Source organism: Streptomyces sp. NPDC091387 (assembly GCF_044756945.1).
GTDB lineage: Bacteria > Actinomycetota > Actinomycetes > Streptomycetales > Streptomycetaceae > Streptomyces.
In genome coordinates this window covers 78,077-98,454 of sequence record NZ_JBIVTZ010000014.1, presented here as the reverse complement: position 1 = coordinate 98,454, position 20,378 = coordinate 78,077, and the positions used below count along the sequence as shown (strand labels likewise).

The 20,378-nt window shown below is 70.6% G+C and carries 15 protein-coding genes; 5 read left to right on the top strand and 10 right to left on the bottom strand.

All coding sequences use genetic code 11. The features are described 5' to 3' along the window. Positions 1-201 precede the first annotated feature (201 nt). Positions 202-2,223, top strand: coding sequence for a tetratricopeptide repeat protein (locus ACIQM0_RS27675; RefSeq protein WP_401291540.1), 2,022 nt, complete (start codon positions 202-204; stop codon positions 2,221-2,223). 66 nt (positions 2,224-2,289) lie between these two features. On the opposite strand, the gene ACIQM0_RS27670 is transcribed toward ACIQM0_RS27675, so the two are convergent. The 6 genes from ACIQM0_RS27670 to ACIQM0_RS27645 all read right to left on the bottom strand — a co-directional run bounded on the left by ACIQM0_RS27670 (position 2,290) and on the right by ACIQM0_RS27645 (position 7,300). Beyond that, complete coding sequence (locus ACIQM0_RS27670; protein WP_401291537.1) at positions 2,290-2,781, bottom strand: hypothetical protein; 492 nt, start codon at positions 2,779-2,781, stop codon at positions 2,290-2,292. Beyond that, complete coding sequence (locus ACIQM0_RS27665; RefSeq protein ID WP_401291845.1) at positions 2,778-3,947, bottom strand: hypothetical protein; 1,170 nt, start codon at positions 3,945-3,947, stop codon at positions 2,778-2,780. Before ACIQM0_RS27665 ends, ACIQM0_RS27670 begins: the two co-directional genes overlap by 4 nt. 352 nt (positions 3,948-4,299) lie before the next feature. Continuing rightward, entirely contained in the window at positions 4,300-5,721 is a 1,422-nt protein-coding gene (locus ACIQM0_RS27660) for a hypothetical protein (RefSeq protein WP_401291534.1), read from the bottom strand. Positions 5,722-5,818: 97 nt separating this feature from the next. Next, the gene (locus ACIQM0_RS27655) at positions 5,819-6,031 is read right to left on the bottom strand and encodes a hypothetical protein (protein ID WP_401291531.1); all 213 of its coding nucleotides are present in this window, start codon (positions 6,029-6,031) and stop codon (positions 5,819-5,821) included. Positions 6,032-6,377: 346 nt separating this feature from the next. Further along, a complete protein-coding gene (locus tag ACIQM0_RS27650) occupies positions 6,378-6,935 on the bottom strand; it encodes a hypothetical protein (RefSeq protein WP_401291528.1) in 558 nt (185 codons plus the stop codon). A 146-nt stretch (positions 6,936-7,081) separates the two neighbouring features. Then, entirely contained in the window at positions 7,082-7,300 is a 219-nt protein-coding gene (locus ACIQM0_RS27645) for a hypothetical protein (RefSeq protein ID WP_401291525.1), read from the bottom strand. A gap of 1,028 nt (positions 7,301-8,328) precedes the next feature. Between ACIQM0_RS27645 and ACIQM0_RS27640 the strand changes: the two genes are divergently transcribed. Next, a complete protein-coding gene (locus tag ACIQM0_RS27640) occupies positions 8,329-8,928 on the top strand; it encodes a hypothetical protein (protein ID WP_401291522.1) in 600 nt (199 codons plus the stop codon). A gap of 580 nt (positions 8,929-9,508) precedes the next feature. Here ACIQM0_RS27640 and ACIQM0_RS27635 read toward each other — a convergent pair. The 4 genes from ACIQM0_RS27635 to ACIQM0_RS27620 form a co-directional block, all read right to left on the bottom strand. Continuing rightward, positions 9,509-10,405, bottom strand: coding sequence for an SGNH/GDSL hydrolase family protein (locus ACIQM0_RS27635; protein ID WP_401291519.1), 897 nt, complete (start codon positions 10,403-10,405; stop codon positions 9,509-9,511). A 429-nt stretch (positions 10,406-10,834) separates the two neighbouring features. Beyond that, positions 10,835-11,500, bottom strand: a complete 666-nt coding sequence (locus ACIQM0_RS27630; RefSeq protein WP_401291516.1) for a response regulator — start codon at positions 11,498-11,500, stop codon at positions 10,835-10,837. Beyond that, positions 11,497-12,603, bottom strand: a complete 1,107-nt coding sequence (locus ACIQM0_RS27625; protein ID WP_401291842.1) for a sensor histidine kinase — start codon at positions 12,601-12,603, stop codon at positions 11,497-11,499. The genes ACIQM0_RS27630 and ACIQM0_RS27625 overlap by 4 nt, the downstream gene beginning before the upstream one ends. A gap of 143 nt (positions 12,604-12,746) precedes the next feature. Further along, complete coding sequence (locus ACIQM0_RS27620) at positions 12,747-13,292, bottom strand: hypothetical protein (RefSeq protein ID WP_401291513.1); 546 nt, start codon at positions 13,290-13,292, stop codon at positions 12,747-12,749. 676 nt (positions 13,293-13,968) lie between these two features. Here ACIQM0_RS27620 and ACIQM0_RS27615 point away from each other — a divergent pair. The 3 genes from ACIQM0_RS27615 (at position 13,969) to ACIQM0_RS27605 (ending at position 20,306) form a co-directional block, all read left to right on the top strand. Next, positions 13,969-15,078: a hypothetical protein gene (locus ACIQM0_RS27615; RefSeq protein WP_401291510.1), complete on the top strand. Its 1,110-nt coding sequence runs from the start codon at positions 13,969-13,971 to the stop codon at positions 15,076-15,078. A gap of 613 nt (positions 15,079-15,691) precedes the next feature. Then, the gene (locus ACIQM0_RS27610) at positions 15,692-17,887 is read left to right on the top strand and encodes an FG-GAP repeat domain-containing protein (RefSeq protein ID WP_401291507.1); all 2,196 of its coding nucleotides are present in this window, start codon (positions 15,692-15,694) and stop codon (positions 17,885-17,887) included. A gap of 736 nt (positions 17,888-18,623) precedes the next feature. Beyond that, on the top strand, positions 18,624-20,306 hold the full coding sequence (locus ACIQM0_RS27605) for a protein kinase (RefSeq protein WP_401291839.1): 1,683 nt from the start codon (positions 18,624-18,626) through the stop codon (positions 20,304-20,306). The last annotated feature ends 72 nt before the right edge of the window (positions 20,307-20,378 follow it).

Genomic DNA, 20,378 nt, shown 5'->3' with positions numbered 1-20,378 from the left:
CATAGTTGGCGCGATCCGTTCTTATTCCTGATGGTCATTCCAAGGCGTGCCGGGGTAGGACTCGAAAGGGTTCGCGTCATGGGCAATCGATCTGCGGGGGGCGGATAGATGAGTGATTCAAGTGCGGTCCCACAAGGGCCACATGGAAATGAGATCGGTGGCGAGGCCAGACTGTACGGTCCCACCGTCCAGGCCCGTGAAGTGCACGGCGGCATTCATGTCCACTCCGCGCCGGCGGCGCCCACACGGCCCCCGCCGCCGCGCCAACTGCTGCCCGTTCCGGCTCACTTCACCGACCGGGAGCGGGATCTCGCGTCGCTGGACGGCCTCCGCGGCACGGGGTCGCCGCTGATCGTCGTCAGCGGTCCGGCGGGGATCGGCAAGACGACCCTGGTGTCCAAATGGCTCCGTTCGCTGAGCACCGAGTTCCCCGACGGGCAGCTGTACGCGGACCTGCGCGGGCACTCGGCGGGCGGGCCGGTGGGGCCCGCGGAGATCCTCGCCCAGTTCCTCCGGGCGCTGGGCTCCGGTGCGCCGTCCACGGACGCGGTCGAACTGGCCTCCATGTGGCGGTCCCTCACCGCCGACCGGCGGATAGCGATCATGCTGGACAACTCGTTCACGGCCGCCCAGATCAGGCCGTTGCTGCTCGGCGGGCCGGGCGGACTCGTGGTCGTCACCAGCCGCCGCAGGCTGACCGGCCTGCGGATGCAGGGAGCGGGCTTCCATCAGCTCGACGCGCTCGGTCCGGCCGCCGGTGTCGAACTGCTCACCCGCGGCATCGGCGCGGACCGCGTCGCGGGCGAACTCTCGTCGGTCCACCGCCTGGTGGCCCTCTGCGCGGGCCTTCCGCTCGCGGTATGCCTGGCGTCGGCCCGGCTCGCGACCAGGCCGAGACAGTCGGTCGGGGCGCTTGCCGACGCCCTGGCCCGGAACGCGGGCGGTGGCCGGCTGGCCGCGCTCGAAGTGGAAGGGGAGACCTCGGTGCGCAAGGCCCTGGACGCGTCGTACGCGGTGCTGAGCAGCGGGACCGCACGCCTGTACCGGACGCTCGGTCTGCTCCCGGTACGCACCTTCGACGCGACGATCGCCGCCGCGTCCTGCGGTGAGTCGCAGGAATGGGCGGAACGGCTGGACGAGCTGGTCGAGGCGAATCTCGTGGAGGACGTCGGCCCGGAGAGCTGCCGCTTCCATGACCTCTTACGGATCCACGCGCACGACCGCGCCCAGGAGGACGACACGGGCGCCGCCCGCGAGGAGGCGCTGCGGCGCTTCTGCGACTGGAGCCTGTACACGGCGACGGCGGCACAGGAGCGCCTGACCCCGGTGCAGTTCACCCTTCCCAGGACGTACGCCCACCGGCCGGATCTCCTGCTGCCGTTCGACGACGACATCGCCGCGCTCGGCTGGCTCGACGCCCATCGGACGCACCTGATGGGTGCCGTCCGGCTCGCGGCGGACAGCGGCTGGTACGACACGAGCTGGATGCTCGTGGACGCCCTGTGGCCGCTCTTCCTGCGCCTGCGCCACTACGCCGACTGGATCGAGGCCCACGAGATCGGCCTGAAGGCTGCCCGGCAGGCCGGGAACAGGGAGGCCGAGCGCCAGATGCTCAACTCCGGGGCCATCGGCCTGGGCGCCGCCGGCCGCACCGAGGACGCCACCGCCTGGTACCGGGACTCCCTGCGGGCCGCGCGCGAGGCCGGTGACGTACGGGACGAGGGCCAGGCGCTGCTGGGCCTCGGCGCATGCCATCGCGAGGCCGGGCGGCCCGCCGACGCCGTGACCCACCTGAACCGGGCGATCTCCGTCTGGGAGGGCTGCGGATACCCGCGGGGCGCGGCTCTCGCCCGGACCACGCTCGGCGAGATCGCCCTCGCGACGGGCGCCCCGGACGAGGCGGTCGACTGCTTCACCCGCGCCCATGACGCGATGGTGGCGGTGAACGACCCGCACGACGCCGCGCGGGCCCTCGCACTCCTGGGGCGCGCTGTTGTCCGGACGGGCGCGTACGCGGACGGGGTGGCGAGGATGAACGAGGCCCTGTCCGTCTTCACCGGGTCGGGAGCGGCCTTCTGGCAGGCGCGCACCCTGGAGATGCTGGGGGTGAGCGCCGCGGAGCACGGTGACGCGACGGCCGCGGAGGTGTTCCTCGCGCGGGCCCTCGCCCTGTTCGAGACCACGAGCCCCGCCGACGCGCTTCGGCTCGGCGGGGGCGGGTGATCCGGTCAGGGGAGCCGGGCCGTGGTCGACGGCCCGGCCCCGGTGGGTGGGGGGAACGTGTGCCGGTCAGCTGTCCGGTGCGTCGTGGGCGTACGGCCACTCCCGCAGCGAGCGCCCCGCCACCAGCCAGGCGTGCAGGCACGACGGCAGCAACGACTGCTCCGCGGAGACCTGATACGGCTGGTCGGGGCCGTACGGTACGAGGACCACGGACCGGTCGGAGCCGCCGGCCAGGGCCCAGCCGCCCGCGTCTCCGGTGCCGGAGGCGGTCAGGGGCACCGCGGCGATGCCGCGGGCCGGGTGGGCCGAGCTGAGCTCCGCCAGCCGCCGCAGAGCGTCGGCGACCGGGTGCGCCCGGCTTCCCTGGAGCACGTCCGCGCAGTCCAGCAGGGAGCCGTCCCGGCAGGCGTCCACGTCCACGACGAGGTGCTCGTCGATGACCGACGCGCCGTGGACGCGGTCCGCGGGGCTCAGCCGCACGCTGAACGACGCGCCGGCGCAACGGGCGTGCAGCACATCCGGGAAAGGGCTCGCCTCCACCACGACGAAGCGCTTCACGCCGACACCTCCCCGCGTCCCGGCGCCCACGCGGCGGGCGGCAGCGGCTCCGGCTCCGGCAGGGGGACGGTCACCGGCTCGTGCGCGGGCTGGCCCATCCCCAGGATCCCGTACATCAGCCTGCGCATGTTCCGGTTGAACCGGCCGGGCTCCGACGTGATGCGCGACCTGATCGCGGCATAGTCCTCGGGCCGGTACTCCCGTGCCGCGTAGTCGAGTTGGTCCACCAGGGGATGGGTGGGGGACATCGTCGGTGTGCGGGCGGCGAGGGTCGCCGCGGGCGAGGAGGGATTGATCTCCCCCTCCGGCGAGGTGGCCAGCAGCATCGGCGCCCCTGTGAGCGTCCCGTAGAGCGTGACCGAACCGTGATCACCGATGATCCAGTCCGCCGCGATCAGGACGCTGCGCCAGTCCGCCTCGGGCGGCACGACCGCGATCCCCAGCTGACCGCACCGCGCCAGCCACGACCTGACCTGGTAAGCCCCGTGCCCGGCCCACACATTGGGGTGCACGAGCAGGGCCGTACGGTAGCGCGGAGCCGGCAGCTCCCCGATCAGCCGCGGCAGCAGCGCGTCGAACCGGCCGAAGGACGACTGCGCTCCCCAGGTCGAGACCGCGACGACGAGTTTCTGTCCCTCGGCGAGCCCGAGCGCGCGGCGGTACGCGGCGCGCAGCGGCAGGCTGGCGGTGATCCGGTCGTGCACGGGATCACCGATCACGTGCGCCAGCGGGAGCGCCTCCGGGCAGTCGCGCGCCAGCTCGCTCAGCTCGGCGTGGTGCGGGACGACCACGGCGGCCGGCAGCCGCCCGCCGGGCAGGAGGTCCTGCCTGCGCAGCCCCGCCACGCCCGCGTTCGCTCCGCCGATCACCCGCTTCAGGTAGTTCGCCCCGTGCGGCAGCGTGATCAGCGGCGCGTCGATGTACTGCACGCCGCGCGGCCCTGCGGCGAGGGCGAGGTCGAAGGTCATGCGGGTCGCCTGGTCCCACGGCAGCACCACACTTCCCAGCCTCGCGAGGAAGGCCGGCACGTCGCCGCCGAAGGCGTGCGGCGGTGCCGTGAAGACGACCTGGAGCCGGAAGTCGGCCTCCAGCAGGGAAAGGATGTCGAGCAGCCGTTTCCCGTACGTCACGGTGTGGATCACCGCGAGTACCTTCTTGCGCCCCACCAGCGTGAGCCACTGCCGCGGCTCGGCCACGTTCGCCCCGACGGCGCCCGTTTCGAACCTGCTCGCCTCGGGCGTACTGGGCCCGTCCGTACCCGCTCCGTTCGTACTCGCTCCGGTCGTGCCCGATTCCGCCGTACTCAACGCCCTCATGGCGTCCCCCTGTTGGCTTCTCTTCGAGTGCCACGAACTGCTTCTGCCGACGGGATGCCCGGCATGGGGGACGGAAGGCTCGACGGACCCTTGCGAGAACCTTGCAGCGCTCTGCCGCAGCGGCAGTGGGCAGCGGGCTGCGCCGTGGGCGCGACTCGATGGCGCCGGTCCCGCGCAGGAGAAGTGCCTGGCAGTGCCGCTGCTACCGGTCCTGCGCACCCACCGCAGGGGCGCTGTCTCCCAGCATCTCCATCACGGCCCCGGCCGCGCCGCGCAGGCGGCGTCTGCGGAGGTCCAGGACGGGATCCGGGTTCGAAAGGCCCCGGGACGCCAGCAGGTTCATCAGGGCCCAGACCACCTCGGGGCGGCCCGCGAGGGGGAGTTCCCGGCCGTCCGGGGTGATGACCGCGGCCGCGGCGGTGCCGGCGAGGAGGCCGGTGCGGGGCCAGTCGACGACGAACGAGCGGCCGTCCGGAGCGGCGTACAGGACGACCTCCCGGGTGCGGTGCAGGACGGCGAGGTAGCCCATCGGCACCGTCATGCGCCGGGCGGCGTCGAACGCGGGGGTGCCGTCGGCTGGGTGGATGCGCAGCACCGTGTCGAGGACCGGTCCGTGGTGCTGGAAGGTGTGTGTGGCGGTCATCTGCAGGAAGCGGGCCCGCACCAGCACACCACCGCGGCGCGACCACCGGCGGCCGACGGAACCGAACCCGGCCGCCTCACCCGGAAGGCTGTCCACGAGCCACCGGTACTCCTCGCCCGGCTCGGTCACCGGCGCCCTGTCCTCGGGGGCGGCACGTTCCTGTTCGGCCACGGCGGTGTAGCGCGCCGCGACGGCGGGGTCCAGGCGCCGCAGATCGATGGTGTCGCCGTCCATCTCGATGCCCCCGGCCTCCAGGGAGATCCGCATCTGGCGCAACTGGCGCTCGGGGTGCCGGGTCACGTCGGTCAGCCGGCCGTCCAGACCGATGACCCGGCAGGTTCTCGTGCCCGCCAGCAGGGCGCTGCGCGGCCAGAGAGGGGTGACCCGTCCGGGGACCAGCGGATCGGCCGGGTCGGCGGGACGGCCCGGATCGATCAGCACGGCCAGCCGGCCCGCGGTGACCGCCGACAGGCACAAGGACGGCACCCGGCACCGGACCGTGACGTCGAACGGGGCGCCGCCCCCGGTCTCTTCGCCGTCGCGCACGTGCAGCCGCATCCTGATCACCGGGGTGAACTCGTCGGGGGCGAAGTCGCCGCCGTAGGTGGTGAAGGTCCCACCGCCCTCGGGTTCGTAGTGCCCGAGCGAAGCCTCCAGGACGTCCGCCCGCACCAGCCGCGCCTGTGCCGGGGCCTGTTCCGACCGGGGAGCCCACAGCACGAAGGTGTCGTCCCCGTACGAGACGCTCCGGTCCTTCAGCCCGTCCCCGCGCGTGATCCGGGGGAATGCGTCGCGCGTGAACCGGAGGGTCATCAGAGGGATCGCGGCCGACCCGGCCCCTCCGACGGCGAGCGCGATCCAGGCCCAGTCCTCGCCCGCGCGCCAGGCCTGGTACCCGATGAGGAGAGCGAGCGGAACCGGGAAGCAGAGGATCACGGCGCAGCCGAGGTTGCCGATCACCACACTGCCGTAGCTGCGCATGGCCCCCCTCAAGTCCGTCCCCGCGCCTCGCGGAACGAAGCATGGCCGGGGATCGCCGCCGCCCCATCGTCCCGCACCCTCAACCGCTACCGCAGACTCACCAGAAGATCTCTCGTAGGCCCGACGCCACCCAGCCCATCCCGACGAGGACAGCGAACACGCCACCCGCTCTGAAGGTGTTCACGGTGGCCGGTCCGGGGTCCACGAAATCGGAGACGCGTTCAAAGAGTCCCCCCGCAAGGTTCCAGAAGTTCCCGAGAAGCGAGACCCCGAAGAACAGGATTGAGGCGCCGACCAGAGTTGACAGCATCTGCGTTTGTCCCCCAGCGTGATCTGAAGCTGCGCCGGCAGAGCGACGAGACCGGGTCACGTGACTTCGCGGTACAGCAGAGCATCCGACGTCAGGGGCACCCTAGCCACTCGGCCCGGAACTGATGACCTCTTGGCTGCCCGGTCGAACCTGTCCACCGCCGGGTGCGGAAGGCCGGGAGACGCGTGGACAACGGCAGACCCTGACGGATCACGGGCCTGCGTACACAGGACGGGCCTGCGCACACAGGGCAGACGCTGGTCCCGGGGAAGCAGGGCGTGCCCGACGCTTCGGTACTCGTGGCGGGGGCGAGGAGGCTAATGACGTGCCCCCGCGGGGTGGCCTGTCAATGCGCTGCGCGCTCGGCTCCACGGGCGTAAGTCCTGCACAACAGGGACCAGTTGGCCACGGTGGAGCGTATACGCAGCGCCTCGCGTACTCGCTCCTCCGCCGTGTCGTCGTCGGGGTGCGCCGTGCCGGGCGGGAGATCGGCGGGCATGTGTCCGTCCCACAGCGTGGCCGCGTCGAGCAGGCACAGCAGGTGCCCCCGCGCGTCACCGGCGTCCCAGCCCTCCAACGCCGCCCTGCTGAAGTCACTTTGTGCTTCGCTCCATACAAGGTCCGAGCCGTCGATCGAGGCCCGGACCAGTTCCGCCCAGTAGGCCTCGTCGTGCGCGCCCGTACGCTGGCGCATGTGCCGTGCGGCGAACAACGCCATGGCTCCCGCGTCGTCGATCAGCGGGGAGAGCATCTGGTTGGACGAGAAGCCGAAGAAGAGGCGGCGGCCGTCGAGGACCAGCGATTCGATGCAGCCGATCGCACCGGTGTGGCCGGGCAGCCCGGTGGCCGGATCCACGGTGTCGTTCGCCGGTGGTGTACCCGCCGATGTTCCGTCGACTGCCATGGCCGCCTTCTCAGGTTCGTACTGCCGGACTCTCAGTGGAGTGTCCATCGCATCCCACTGACACTCGTCTCAGGTACCGCCACGGGTTCGGTGGGTCACTGGGCAGGGGGCGCAGCTCTTCCCCACCAAGGAATCGAGCGGCGTGCCTATTGCATCGCGTCGCAACTCTCGCAGCGGCTCACAGCCGCCCGCTCGACGTTGCCCTGGGTGGCGCGGAGTGGGCTGGAGGGCGCGAGACGACGCCATGCCCCGGGTGAGGGGGTGAGCACCCAGCCGTAGACGGGTGGCCGGATGTCGGCCGGGACGATGTGCCCGCAGCCGGGAAGGTGGGCCTTGCCACTGGCGTGGACGATGATTGCAGCCACTGGCCAGTCGCTCCATTCGCTGGTGGACGCGCGGCCGCGGGGTGGGCGCGGAGCGCAGTCTGCGCAGTTGTTCATCTCATGGCGTTCGCAGTACTGCATGGTCCTCACCCTGTCAGGCTTCGAGCCGTTGCTCCGTGCGCTTGAGTCAACTGAGGAGGCCAGGCGGGCTGATCGTGCCGTACCGAGGACGGGGATGCGCGACATGGCCCGGTCGAGACAGCAGCGAGCCACCCGGCCCCTGACCCGGGCCCTTGTTCCGGCGATACCTTCGAGGGACGGGACCGAGCCGTGCTTGGTCACATGGCCGCGAAGGCCTCCTGAATGGCCTTCCACGTGTCGGATCACCCCGGATCACTCGGCTGTTGCCCCACGGTTGTCGCTGTGTCCGGCTATCTGTCCCTGGTTGCCGTGAGGCATACCTATGGCATGACTAATGGCCAGAAAGCGGCTTCGGTGTTCCGACGCGCAGTGATCGATCCCGGGTCGGGGGATTCCCGCCCGGCCGCCGAGCGCGTCCGGCTTGAGCCGCACGGCCGGGCCGTGCGCCCGGACCGCGTGGCCACCGGGCAGGGTCGGAACGCAGGCACCGCCCACGTCGAGAACGTCCGTGCGTAAACGGCGGTGCACATCGGTGAGGTTCACGCCGCGCCGCTTCAGGGCGCGCAGCACCCGACCGGAGAGGGGCCGCCGCGGTTCGCTCGGTCGGGTCGGGGCAAGCTGGCCCGGGGTGGTGGGATCACGAGGGCAGCGTGATTCCGGGCGCCGGGGCACCTCTTGCCTGTTTTTTCCATTCTGCCAAGTTTGCTCGCATTCTATTTTGTGGCCGACTTGATTGTCGGAAACACCGCTGAAGAGAGTGGGTGGACTGGTGAATCGCGTATCGCCTACGCGCGCCTGCCGCGATTTATCTGCGACGCGGTGAGGCTCTTCTGCCGTTGTCTCAGGGGGAATTGAGTGCGATCTGAGTGATCGTTTTCGTGATAGAGTTTCAATGAATTTACAGGGCGCCACGAAAAAAGGGGAACGGCGTGAATACCGAGAAGGTCACGGCTCGACGGCTTACGGCCGAAGAGGTTTCGGAGTTGGGTCTCCAGGACGGAATCTTCGTCTCGGCAGCGATGGATGGACTCCCTCTCGACTGTTATGCTCCGGCTTTCCTTACGGAGCCGGGTAAGAATTTCGAGGGCGGGTCCTTTGCCGCGAGGACAATCTTCGGTGAGGAGGTCCACGTTCTTCCGGGCAACGCCGAAGAGAGCGGGGTCTGGGTTGCCGACAAGGCAGGAGAAGAGATCGAGGTCCTTCAGGGTGCCGGCGTCCTCCTGAATCTCGCCCTCTTCGTGCCCGGCGGGAATCAGGAAGCTCTGGAGTCGCTCTACACCGCCGCCCGGGAGGCTTTCGGCGCGGGGATCGTTCAGCGCTGGAGCGAGGAAGTCGCCGTGGTGCCGGATGTCAAGGTCGACCTCTTCGAGGAGCCGGCCAAGGCGCGGAAGAACACGAGCAGCCAGCTCCGTGACCGTCGTGCCTTGGACATCTACCCGACCCGAGTGCGGTTCCTGAAGCCCAGCGAGGGCTGGAAGTTCATTGTCGAACCGCACAAAGAGGTCGTCGATGACACACCGACGATCTGATCGGATGGCACATTAGCCCCGATCTTTCGTGGTAGCCCGTCAGCTTGCTGGCGGGCTCCTCTTCGTTTTCCGGAACGCATGCCGAAGGCCGGAGTGCGGCCGGGCGCCTTGATGAGTCAGAGGAACCTTTAGCGGTCCGCCTCGGATCAAAAGCTACTGATCACCTTGGGGCGTCGTTGAGGGGAAACCGCGCTGCGGCCCGAGTCTGATCTCACGTGGACGGCTTGGCGGTGGTTCGGGGTGCCGCATACGAACAAGAGCGACGCCGAGGAGCACCGAGATGACCAGGCGCAGACCGAGGAGAGGGAGCGGCCCGCCACCGGGGTCACCGCGGTGGTCTCGGCCGGGCGGAGGAGCCGCGCCGGGGCGCAGGAACCGTCGCTCACGCGGTCGCCGGACGAAGGTGCTGGCGGCCGCTGTGGGCGTTGTGGCGGTGGCCCTGATCACCCTGCCGTTCCTGAGCCACGGCAAGGGCCGACGGACGGCCCAGAGCACTGGCGCGGCCACCGGCTGCACTGCTGCCGGCCGAGCGACATCGGATGTGCTCCCTCACACCCCCGAAGTGTGGGGAGCGCGGTTCCTAGTTGCGGAGCTGGTTGTAGGCGCCGTAGGCCATCGCGTACTGGCCCCACCTGTTCGGGTGCGCCGGTGCGAGCTTCGTTTCGAGGGGCTCGATCCACCGGTCGGCTTCGCTCTGGCACATGTCATGGCCGACGGTCATCGTGTACGTGTCGGCGTACTCCGCGCCGGCGCTCTTGGCCCGGTCGGCGAGGGCCTGGTTGAGCTTTTTGTTCACATCGCGGAGGTAGGGCACGTCGCCGTCCGCGAACGGCACGCCGGGACGGCAGGCTTTCCCGGTTTCCGGGACGAGAGACGGATAACCGACCACCAGGACGCGGGCCTTGGGCGCAAGGGCACGTATGTAATCAAGCGTGACCGTGAGCTTTGACGCCGCGGAGTTGATGCGAGTGGCGATGGCATCGCTGCCGGACGCGTTGTAATGCGTCTTGCAGGGGCTGCCCGTCGGATCGCTGAAGCTGCCGACGACACAGGTGGTGATGATCTCGGTGAACCCGATGTCGTTGCCCCCGATGGTCAGTGTGACCAGATCGGTGTCGGCCGACAGGGCGCTGAGCTGGGCCGGGTTGGTGCCCTGGGCCTTGGCCATCTCCGCGGTGGTGGCACCACTGCAGGTGACGTTCTTGAAGGACTTCGCCTTCACCGCCCCGGCGATCACCGCGGGGTAACTCTCTCTGGTGCGGTCGCAGTCGGCGTCATCCACCAGGCTGAGACCGGCACCGGAGGCGTACGAGTCGCCGAGCGCCACGTAGTTGTCGTAGGTCGGGTGGGCCGACCCGGCAGCAGATGCAGCCGGAGTCATGAAGCCACCGAGGAGCCCGGCAGTGGTGCCGAGCGCTGCTGCGGCCAGTGACGCGGTGCGGACAGTACTGCGGAGAGTGCGTGCGAGTTGAGTCATTGCGCCTTCAGATAAGGGAAGTTGCCGGTATGCGGCACCGACTATGAAGAGATTCGGATGTCCCGGGTTCCCTGTCGCGGACACCAATTCCGCTCAGCCGGAATTCGTCTCGGCCAACCGCTTGACAGCGGATGCTGCGCGACCACGGTCACCGGGAGGCTCCGATCGCCCGGACAGGCACAGCGCGGTTCCGGACCGGTACCCGAGTGAGCGCGGTCTGCCCGCGAGTCCGGACGACGATGTGATTGCCGTCGCCACAAGCCGACGCGTAGTCCCAGTCCAGCTCCGGTGGATCGGCGGATCCGATGAGGAGCACCGGAAGATCGGGGTGGAAGTCCACAGCCCCAACCAGCACGACGCCCCTCCTGATCTGCCGAGATGCGCAGAGGCCATCGCCGCGCGAGGCGGCGGCCGCTGAGTCTCGACGACTCAGGCCAGGCCTGCCCCGAGGGCGCGGCGCACGGCGTCGGCGCGGTCCTTGATGTCCGCCTTGGCGAAGAGGTTGTTGATGTGCGTCTTCACCGTGGCCTCGCTGATGAAGAGCTTCTCGGCGATGGCACGGTTCGGCAGGCCCTGGCCGATCAGGGTGAGGACCTCGCGCTCGCGCGGGGTGATGTCGCCGGGCAGTGGCTGTCCGGGGGCCGGGGGCTTGGTGCGGACCGTCTGCAGGAGGCGGTTCTGGACTTCGCGGTCGAGGACGGACTGCCCGGCGGCGGCGGCGCGGATGGCGCGGGTGATGTCCTGGCGTCCCGCGTTCTTGGTGAGGTAGCCGATGGCGCCGGCGCTCAGCGCGGCCAGGATGGAGTCGTCGTCGGCGAACGTGGTCAGGATGACCACGGCGACCTCGGGGTGCTCCTCGGTGAGCCGCCGGGTCGCCTCGGTGCCGTCCATCACCGGCATCCGCAGGTCCATCAGGACCACGTCGACCGGGCCCGCCGCGACTGCGGCGAGTACTTCGGTGCCGTCGGCGGCCGAGGCGACGACGTCGATGTCCTCGGCCATCCCGAGGACCGCGGCCAGCGGCTCCCGTACGGCAGCCTGGTCGTCGGCCACGATCACGCGCAGCCGCTGAGGATTCCGCGTCGGTTCACTCATCCCGGTATCACTGCCTCCACTTGCCAGCCCCCTGCGTCCGGTCCTTCGGTGACCGGGCCCGCAGTGATCGTGCCACCCAGCAGGGCGACCCGTTCCCGCATGCCGATCAGCCCCATCCCGCTGCCGACGCCCGCGCGCACCGCCCGGGTCGCCGCGCTGTTACGGATCCTCAGTGTCGTCGATGCGGCATCGAACGTCAGCTCCACGTGTACTTCGCCGCCGGGCGCGTGCCGGGCGGCGTTGGTCAGCGACTCCTGCGCGATCCGCAGCAGGTTCTGCGCGACCTGGGACGGCACGTCGCGCGCGGTGCCGGTGAGGGTGAGGGCGTCGCGGTGGCCGGACGAGTCGAGCATCGCGGTCAGGCTGCCCACCAGCGGCAGCGAGTCCTCACGGAGCGCGTGCACGGTCCACTGGGCCTGCTTCAGGCTCTCCTTGACCATGCTGTGCGCCTTCTCGTTCGCCTCGCGGACCTTCTCCAGGTCACCCGTTTCGATCAGGGCGTCCGCCAGTTCCAGCTGCATGTTGATGCCCGCGAGGGAGTGGGCCAGGACGTCGTGCACGTCGCGGGCGATCCGTCCCCGCTCGGTGAGGACGGCGGCCTGGGCCTCGGCGCGGGCCGCCCGCTCGGCGGACTCCGCGGCCTCGATCACCGCCTGGACGGCGCGCCGGCGGCTGCGGTTGATGATGCCGAGGACGACCGGGGTGCCGGTGGCCAGACCGACCGCCCAGGGCAGCAGGTGGTGGCCGGGGCCGATGCGCAAGTACAGGACTCCGCCGCACAGCAGGCCGCAGAACGCCGCGAGGGCCAGGGCCGGCTTGGGCTGCAGCCGGTATCCGACGTGGCCGACGATGAAGAACGCGAAGAGGTAGCTCGATCCGCTGCGGCTGACGGCGATCAGGGCGGCCGCGGCGACGATGCCGAGGGTCAGCCAGACCAGGGCGACGCGGGGCGGGACCCTGTGCTCGGGCAGGTGCCGGGCGAGGAGGGCGAGGGAGCTGACGACGATGAGCGCGGCGACCACGAGGCCCCGGCCGCTGAGACCGATCGGCCGCACCGTGATGAACGCGGAGCCGATGACGCAGACGGTCAGGACCCAGCCCACGCGAGGATCGTGACCCGTGAAGGTCAGGGCGCCGGACGCCCGGTACGGGGCCGAGCCCGTACCGGGCACGCTCTGCTCCGCTGGGGCGCTCTGCTCTTCGGGGACGCTCTGTGCTTCGGGCACGGCGTGACCATAGTCCACGGTCAGGCCGCGCGGTCGAGAGAGGGCGCCGAGTGCGTCGATGCGGTCGTCTGCGTCTGCCTGCCGTTCACCATCCGGCTCCGGATGAAGATCGTCGCGAGCCGCGTGACGACCTCGGTGAGTGCCATCAGCACGAAGGCCGCGACCCAGGCCTGGTCGGAGGTGATGTGGTGGGCGATGCTGAACCGCGCGACGTTGTCGGCGCCGCCGTGCGAGACCCAGAACTGGAAGCCCATCCGGGCGCCCATGCCGAGCACCCAGAGGATCGCGGAGACCGCGCCGGCCTTGATCAGCAGGTGCTCGCCCGCCACCCGGATACGGGTGTAGACGCCGCCCGCGACGCCGAGCGCCGCGCCGACGGCCATGAGCGCGCCGATCAGCACCAGGTCGTTGCCCGCGGTGGGCACGCTGTCGAGGTACGTGTGGGCCACGAAGGCCACGATCCCCAGCGGGATCAGGAAGGTCTTGAGGTCGAGACGGCCTTCCCGCAGCTGCCGGAAGACGATCAGGACGAGGGCGATGTCGGTGATCCACTCGGTCGTTGTCATGCCCTCAAGACTGCTGGCGCAGGGCCTCGCGCACCTGGACCCATGGGTGGAACGACGGGTGGAGATCGTCGCCCCCCACTCCTCCACCCCACCAGCCCGCGCCGCTGCGCCGTACCGCTCGGCGAGCTCAGGGGCGAGCTCGGAGAGGCGGGTCCACCGATGCATCACGGCGGCCGCGCGCTCGGGGTCGTCAGGGGTGACATGGGCCGGCATGACATGCGCCCTGAGACGGGGCCGTGGCAGAAGCGGCCACGGAGCCGCGACGAGCGCCGCCGGATCATGCGCGGCATCACACAGGCGTGTTCCGGACAGGTCCGGCGGCGGTGCGCACAGGGACAGGTGAGGTGGGAGGGGCGGGGAGACAGAGGAGTTGGCGGGGCAGCGGCCGCAACTGCTGGTCCGCGCTGTGCCTCGAGCGAACGGAGTGAGACTCCGTGCCCCAGCGGCAGGTGAGGCGAGTACTGAAACGGCTGACCGAGAGCGTTGTGCCGGGACGTACTTCTGGGACAGTGAGACACCGGATTCCGAACCCACGGCACGTCGGCGGGGCGCAAGCCCTGCCGTCGTGAAAAGCCGCAGGAGGGCTGGTCCCAGGCCCCGCAGCACGTGTCGGGCCATCGCACTCAAGCACCGGATCGCGCAGGCAGTACCGCCCTCATCAACAGGAGGCACGCCCATGCACGTCCGCACCTCACCTCTGTCGAGCAGACCCGTCCGGGCCGTGATGCTCGTCCTGGGCATGGTGGCCGCTCTTCTGGCCGCAGCTCTTCCCGTCGCCGGCCCGGCACACGCCGCCGTACCCGACCGCTGGGGCTTCGCGTACCTGGACAACGCGACTCCCCCTCCCGGCTACGCGCCCGACCCCTCACGGCAGTGGGGCAGTTGGGCCTCACCGTCCGCCAATCCCGTCAAGGTCGACCAGATCGGCCTCGGTTCGTACGTGGTGCACTTCCCGCTGATCGGCGGACCGGGCGGCATCGCCCACGCCACCGCGGTGAACAGCGTTGCCCACTGGTGTCAGATCGCCGACTGGAAGACCGCGGGGTCCGGTCAGGACGTGTACGTGAACTGCTACCTCCCCAGCGGCGCACCGGACAACTCCACCTTCACGGTCCTCTACACGAGCAGCAGCGGCCTGCCCGCCACGCCCTCCGGTTCGTACGGCTACCTGAACTCGGACAGCAGCGGCACCGTACTCACCCAGTACAACTCCGCGGGCCCGGCCAATGCGGTGAGCAAGGGTGCGACCGGCATCTGGAAGGCGTGGCTTCCCTCTCTCGGGCTGTCCAGCTACGCGGGTGATCTCCAGGTCACCGCGGTCGACCCGAGGCAGGGAGCGCGGTGCAAGGTGTCCGACTGGACACCGGGGACGTCAGGCCAGACCGTGATCGTGGCCTGCTACGACGCGTCCAGCAAGCCGTACGACACCGAGTGGACTCTGAGTTACTCCTATCTGCGAGCGGTACACGGGCCGGCCTTTCCGCCGAAGTCCTTCGGATATCTCTGGTTCAACGGATCGCTGCCCGCCCTGACCAACTACAACTCCAGCGGAGCCACCAACACCCTCGGCGGCTCGGGAGCGCCCTTCACGGTCACCATGCCGTCGGTGGCCGTCCCGTCGGACACCGCCCACGCCACCGCCTACGGACCGAGCGCCGACTACTGCGGCCTGTACAAGCCCTGGGGCAGGACCAGCGGTTCTGTCGGGCTCTACGTAGCGTGCTTCGATCCCGGCGGAGCGCCGGTGAAGACGCCCTTCTTCGCCGCCTACACCTCGGCGTTCTGACCCGAGGCACAGGTATCACCGGGGAACGTCCCGGGAAAGGCGCGCTGCGGGGCGTTGCGGAGGCGCCGAGTGAGTGGCACCCGGCGGGGGCCGGCGCCGATGTGCCGGAGGCCCCGGCCCCGGCGGCCGGCCCGACCGGGTCGCGGCTCGGCGGCCACCGACTCGGGGAGCGTCTCGCCGACGTGATCCCGACGGCGCGAGGGCCCAGGTCGCCGGCGGTTTCCAGGGGCCGTCACACCACGTGGTCGGCTTGATCAGGCTGCGAGGAGTTCGTGCGGGCGCTCGGCCGGGATGCCCGGCCGAGCGTTCTGCGTGGGCGTCCATTGAGCTCGGCGGCGACGGCGCTGAGGTCCTCGGGGCTGTGGCCGGGCAGGTCGGTGCCCTTCGGGGAGTAGTGCCGCTGCCGACACGTTGTGGCACGGCCTCGGGGGAGACGTTGCGTAGCCACCCCGGATCCGGGCGACGCCGCGCGCCGGACGCGCCGGCCGAGTTCCTCTGAGCGTGGAAAACCTCTGCACGGGCCGATCTTGGCTGATATACGCTGCGCCAGACTTGTTCGAACAGTATGGCGAATCCGTGTCACCGGATACGCCACGCCCGGGGGGGCTTTCCCATGACTTCGCAGTCCCGCGCGGTGCTCGGCATCGTACTCACTCCCGTCCTCGCCCTGGCAGCCGCGGCCCCGGCCGCCGCCCACAACACCGCCACGGCCGCCGCCCACACGACCGCCAGGGCCGTGAGCGCGGCCACCGGCACCGCCGCCACGGCCACCACCCCGGCCGCCGTCGAGACGCGTGCGCCGGGTCCGTGGGGCACCCGCACCCTGCACGCCCCGAGCCCCGACCCCGCCTCCGCCTCGGGCGGGCTGAACGCCCTGGAGACGGCCGGGAACGGCGCCCTCGTCTCCCTCACCGGTGACGGGCTCTCCCGTTCCACCCGGATCCGGGCCGCCGGCAGCACCCGTTGGCTCGCTCCGCAGACCTGGCCGGACGCCGGCGGGTACAACACCGAGCTGGTCTCGCTCGGCGACGGTTCGGTGCGTCTGGTCTGGCGGGCCCAGCGCGCCGACGACCACAACAACTACTGGCTGATAGTGGCCACCCTCAAGCCCGGCGCGACGGCCTTCTCCGAGCCCGAGTACGTCGCCGCGGTCCCCCAGAAGGGCTACCACCACCTGGCGGCGGCCCCCGACGGCCGACTGGTCGCCGTGTGGTCGGTCTCCGGCGTCGTGAAGGCCGCCGAGAAGAACGGCCCGAAGGCCGCGTGGACCGCTCCGGCCGACCTGAACGAGCAGCCGCCGTCCGGCAGCCGGGACATTTCCAGCATGGACCTGGCGGTCGCCAAGGACGGCACCACCCTGCTGGTGTGGCAGTGGCAGGGGAGCAAGGCCGTCGTCGCCCTGGAGAAGGCCCCCGGCGCGTCCGCCTGGACCGCGGTCCAGCGCTTCCCGGTCCCGGGCGTGGACCTGGCGCGCCCGAAGGTCTTCGCCGGTCCGCAGGGCGGCTTCGACGTGTTCTACGACGATCTCGCGCACCTCATGCACACGCGCCGGTCCGCCGGCGCCACGCAGTGGAGCACCCCGCGGTCCGCCGCCGGCCACGGCAGCACGTACGGGATGACGGCACCCGTCTACCTGCCCAACGGCGACCTCTTCGCCGCCGGCGGGCCGGGCTACTCGACCGGCCCCTGGTACGCGGTGCGCTCGGCGGCCACCGGCGCCTGGCAGCCGTACGCGCAGCCCTTCTCCACGCACAAGAAGGTGCGTGCGGTCGGCGCGGCCGCCACCTCGGGCGGCACGGTCACGGTGACGTGGCGGGAGGGCTACTCGGGCGAGGAGTACACGATGGCCGCCGTCTTCAAGGGCGGCACCTGGTCCGTCCCGCGGCGGCTGAGCGCGACGAGTGCCCAGTTCGCCGGGGCGCCCCAGGTGGCCGCCGACGCGCTCGGCCGGCCCGTCGTGCTGTGGGACGAGTACAAGCTCACCGGGACGAACGGCTTCGCCCTGGACGGCGTCCACCAGGCCACCACCACCGCCCGCGCGCTGCCCAAGTGGCGTGACTACTCGGACGACGGCAAGGCCGACCTGTTCGGCCGCAACGGCACCGCGCTGAAGGTGTACGCGGGCGACTCGGCGAAGCTGTCCGCGGGGCAGCGCGCGAGCAGCTGGCCGACGGGCACGCTCGTGCTGCCGTTCGGCGACCTCGACGGCGACCGCTGCGACGACGTGTTCGTCCGCTACCCGAAGGGCGAGGCCCGCGTCTACCCGACGATCTGCGGCGGGCTGCCCGACCAGCAGTCTTTCCACGTCAAGGTGTCCTCGGACTGGAGCGGGTACGACGCGGTCGTCTCGCCCGGCGACGTGACGGGCGACGGCCGGGCCGACCTGCTGGCCCGGTCCGCGTCGACCGGGAAGCTGTACGTGTACGCGAACAACGGCGCGGGCGGCTTCAAGGCCCGCTCGCTCACCGGGTCCGGCTTCGGCGGCTACAAGAGGCTGATCGCCGCCGGCGACCTCGACGGCGACGGCAAGAACGACCTGCTGGCCCTCGACGCGTCGAACGAGCTGTGGTGGTTCAGGGGAACCGGCGCCGGCACGTTCAGGCCCCGCTCGCTGGTCTTCAAGGACTGGGGCACCTCCTACAAGGACGTGGTCGGCGGGCTCGACCTGTCCGGGGACGGCCGGGCCGATCTCATCTCGCTCGACAAGAACGGCCGCGCCTGGCTGAACCGGGGCAACGGCAACAGCGGTTTCGGCAACCGCTCGCAGGTGGGCAAGGCCATGAACTGGGCTCCTGTCCGCATCTCCTGACGGTGCGGGATCCGACGGCCACTCGGGACCACGGGGTCCCGAGCGGCCGCGAGGGCAGGGCTGCCGGCAGCGCGGTCACCGCGCCGGTGAGCTGTACGTCGGCCGCGATCGGGCCGTCGGCCTTCTCGACCGCGAGAGGGAGACGCATGCTGTCGTGTCCGGTGGAGGAACCCGCGGAGTGCCGGGCTGGGCGGGATCTCGACGACGCCAGGCCGGCCAGGGAGAGCCGAATACGAGCGAGCGTATCCAGCCAAGCACCAGCGGGGCGGTCACCGACTCTTCGCCTTCGCCCTCGCCCTCGCCCTCGCCCTCGCCCGACAACGGGACTTCACGGGAGCCGAGTTCGCGCGGCGCCACCGCGCCGGCCGTTCCGGTCACGGTCCGGATCGCATCCCGCGCCGACAGCACACCGCGCAGGAAGGTCCCCCGGGCAAGGGCACCACAGTGTCTGACGAGAAACGCCGGCTGCTCCATCCGCGGCGAGCACCCCTCGCGAAGCGGCTGCGAACGGGTCGATCGAGCCTTCTGCCCGGACGCGTTGGCCTCGCTCACCGAGGCCGAGTCACGCGCCTCCTACGAAAGCCAACGAGGAATCACCCGGCGTCAGTGTCCCTCGCTCTCGCCAACTGACGCGCAAGACGGCACAGAACGTCATCATGCAGGACACGGTTTCAGTAGATGTGGCGGCATTCATCATACTGGCCGTGGTATTTGTCGAGGCAGGGAGTTCTTCCCCATGTACAACGAGGAATCGGCTCCGCCGGACGCCGGTGACAAGCGTTCGGTCGCCGGGCGTTACCGACTGCTGTCAGTACTCGGCGAAGGCGGCATGGGCACCGTGTGGCGTGCCTACGACGAAGTGCTGCACCGCGAGGTGGCGGTCAAGGAGGTACGCACCCCCATCGAGCTGCCGGCAGACCACCGAGCGCGTCTGTACACCCGGCTGGAGCGGGAGGCGTGGGCGGCGGCACGGGTCGACAGCGCTGAGGTTGTGACCGTCTATGACGTGGTCACCTTCGACGGCCGGCCGTGGATCGTCATGGAACTCGTCCGCGGCCGGTCGCTGGCCGACCTCATCACCGCCACGGGCGCACTGCCACCCAAGGAAGCCGCGCGCATCGGCGCCAAGGTGCTGGCCGCACTTCGTGCCGCGCACGCGGCAGGAGTGCTGCACCGCGACGTGAAGCCCGCCAACGTCCTGCTCGCCGAGGACGGCCGGGTGGTACTGACCGACTTCGGAATCGCCACCGTGGAAGGAGACACGGCGCTGACGATGACCGGCGAGGTCGTCGGCTCCCCTGAGTATCTGGCTCCGGAGCGAGCATTGGGGCGGACGCCGGACGCCACGTCCGACCTGTGGTCGCTGGGCGCGCTTCTCTACACGGCCGTCCAGGGCCGTTCGCCGTTCCGGCAATCGACGGCGCTGGCGACACTGCGCGCCGTCGTGGACGAGGAATTGCCGTCGCCGCACAGGGCGGGCGCGCTCACGTCGGTCATCGAGGGACTGATGCGCAAAGACCCGCAGGATCGGATGTCCGCTGAGCAGGCTGCCCAGAAACTACGCCTGATCGAACGGGACATGGCAGAACCGCCGCAGACCGAGGAGCGGGCGGACGAGCGGGAGCGACCCGCCACCGGGGCCGCTGCGGTGGCCTCGGCCGGGCAGGACGGCGCCGGGTCGCAGGAACCGTCGGACGACCGTCGCTCACGCGGTCGCCGGACGAAGGTGCTGTCGGCCGTTGGGGGCGTTGTGGGCGTTGTGGCGGTGGTCCTGATCACCCTGCCGTTCCTGAGTCACGGCAAGGGAGCGACGGACGACGAGAGCAAGCTCGCCGCCGCCGGATCGACCACGTCGCCGGAGGCGAGGAACAGCACGGCCGGCGTGCCAGGAGGGCCGGAATCCGCGTCGGCGAAGCCCAAGAAGCCCGCCGACAAGGCCAACGGCCTCGTGCCCTCCGGGGCCCTCCCGAGCGCGGGGACCCCTTTCCCCAGCACAGGGACGACGGCGCACACCTCACCGACGGGGCGGGCGACCACTCAGGCCGATACCCCGGAACACGCCGCGAGTGATGCCGCGACGGCCCCGGCGCCGCTCGTCATCAAGCCGGTCGCGAAGCTGCACGCCGCCACGTCCTGGAAGACCGGCCGGCTACAGCTGGGCATGCAGGCCGATGGCAACCTCGTGCTCTACGACCGGCAGGAGAAGCGGGTGATGTGGGCGGCCGGCACCTCCGGCAAGGACAACATGGCGGCGTTCCAGGATGACGGCAATCTCGTCGTCTACACCGCAGCCGGCCGAGCGATATGGGCCTCGGACCCCGTCGGCTTCACGAACGCCACCCTGGTCATCCAGCCCGGCGGCAACGTCGTCATCATGGCCGGTGGAAAGCAGGTGTGGGCGACGAACACGCACATCTGACCCCGACAGCAGACACGTCCCGGGTGCTACGCCCTTGAGGGCGCGGCACCACTTCACGGGCGTCACCTTCAT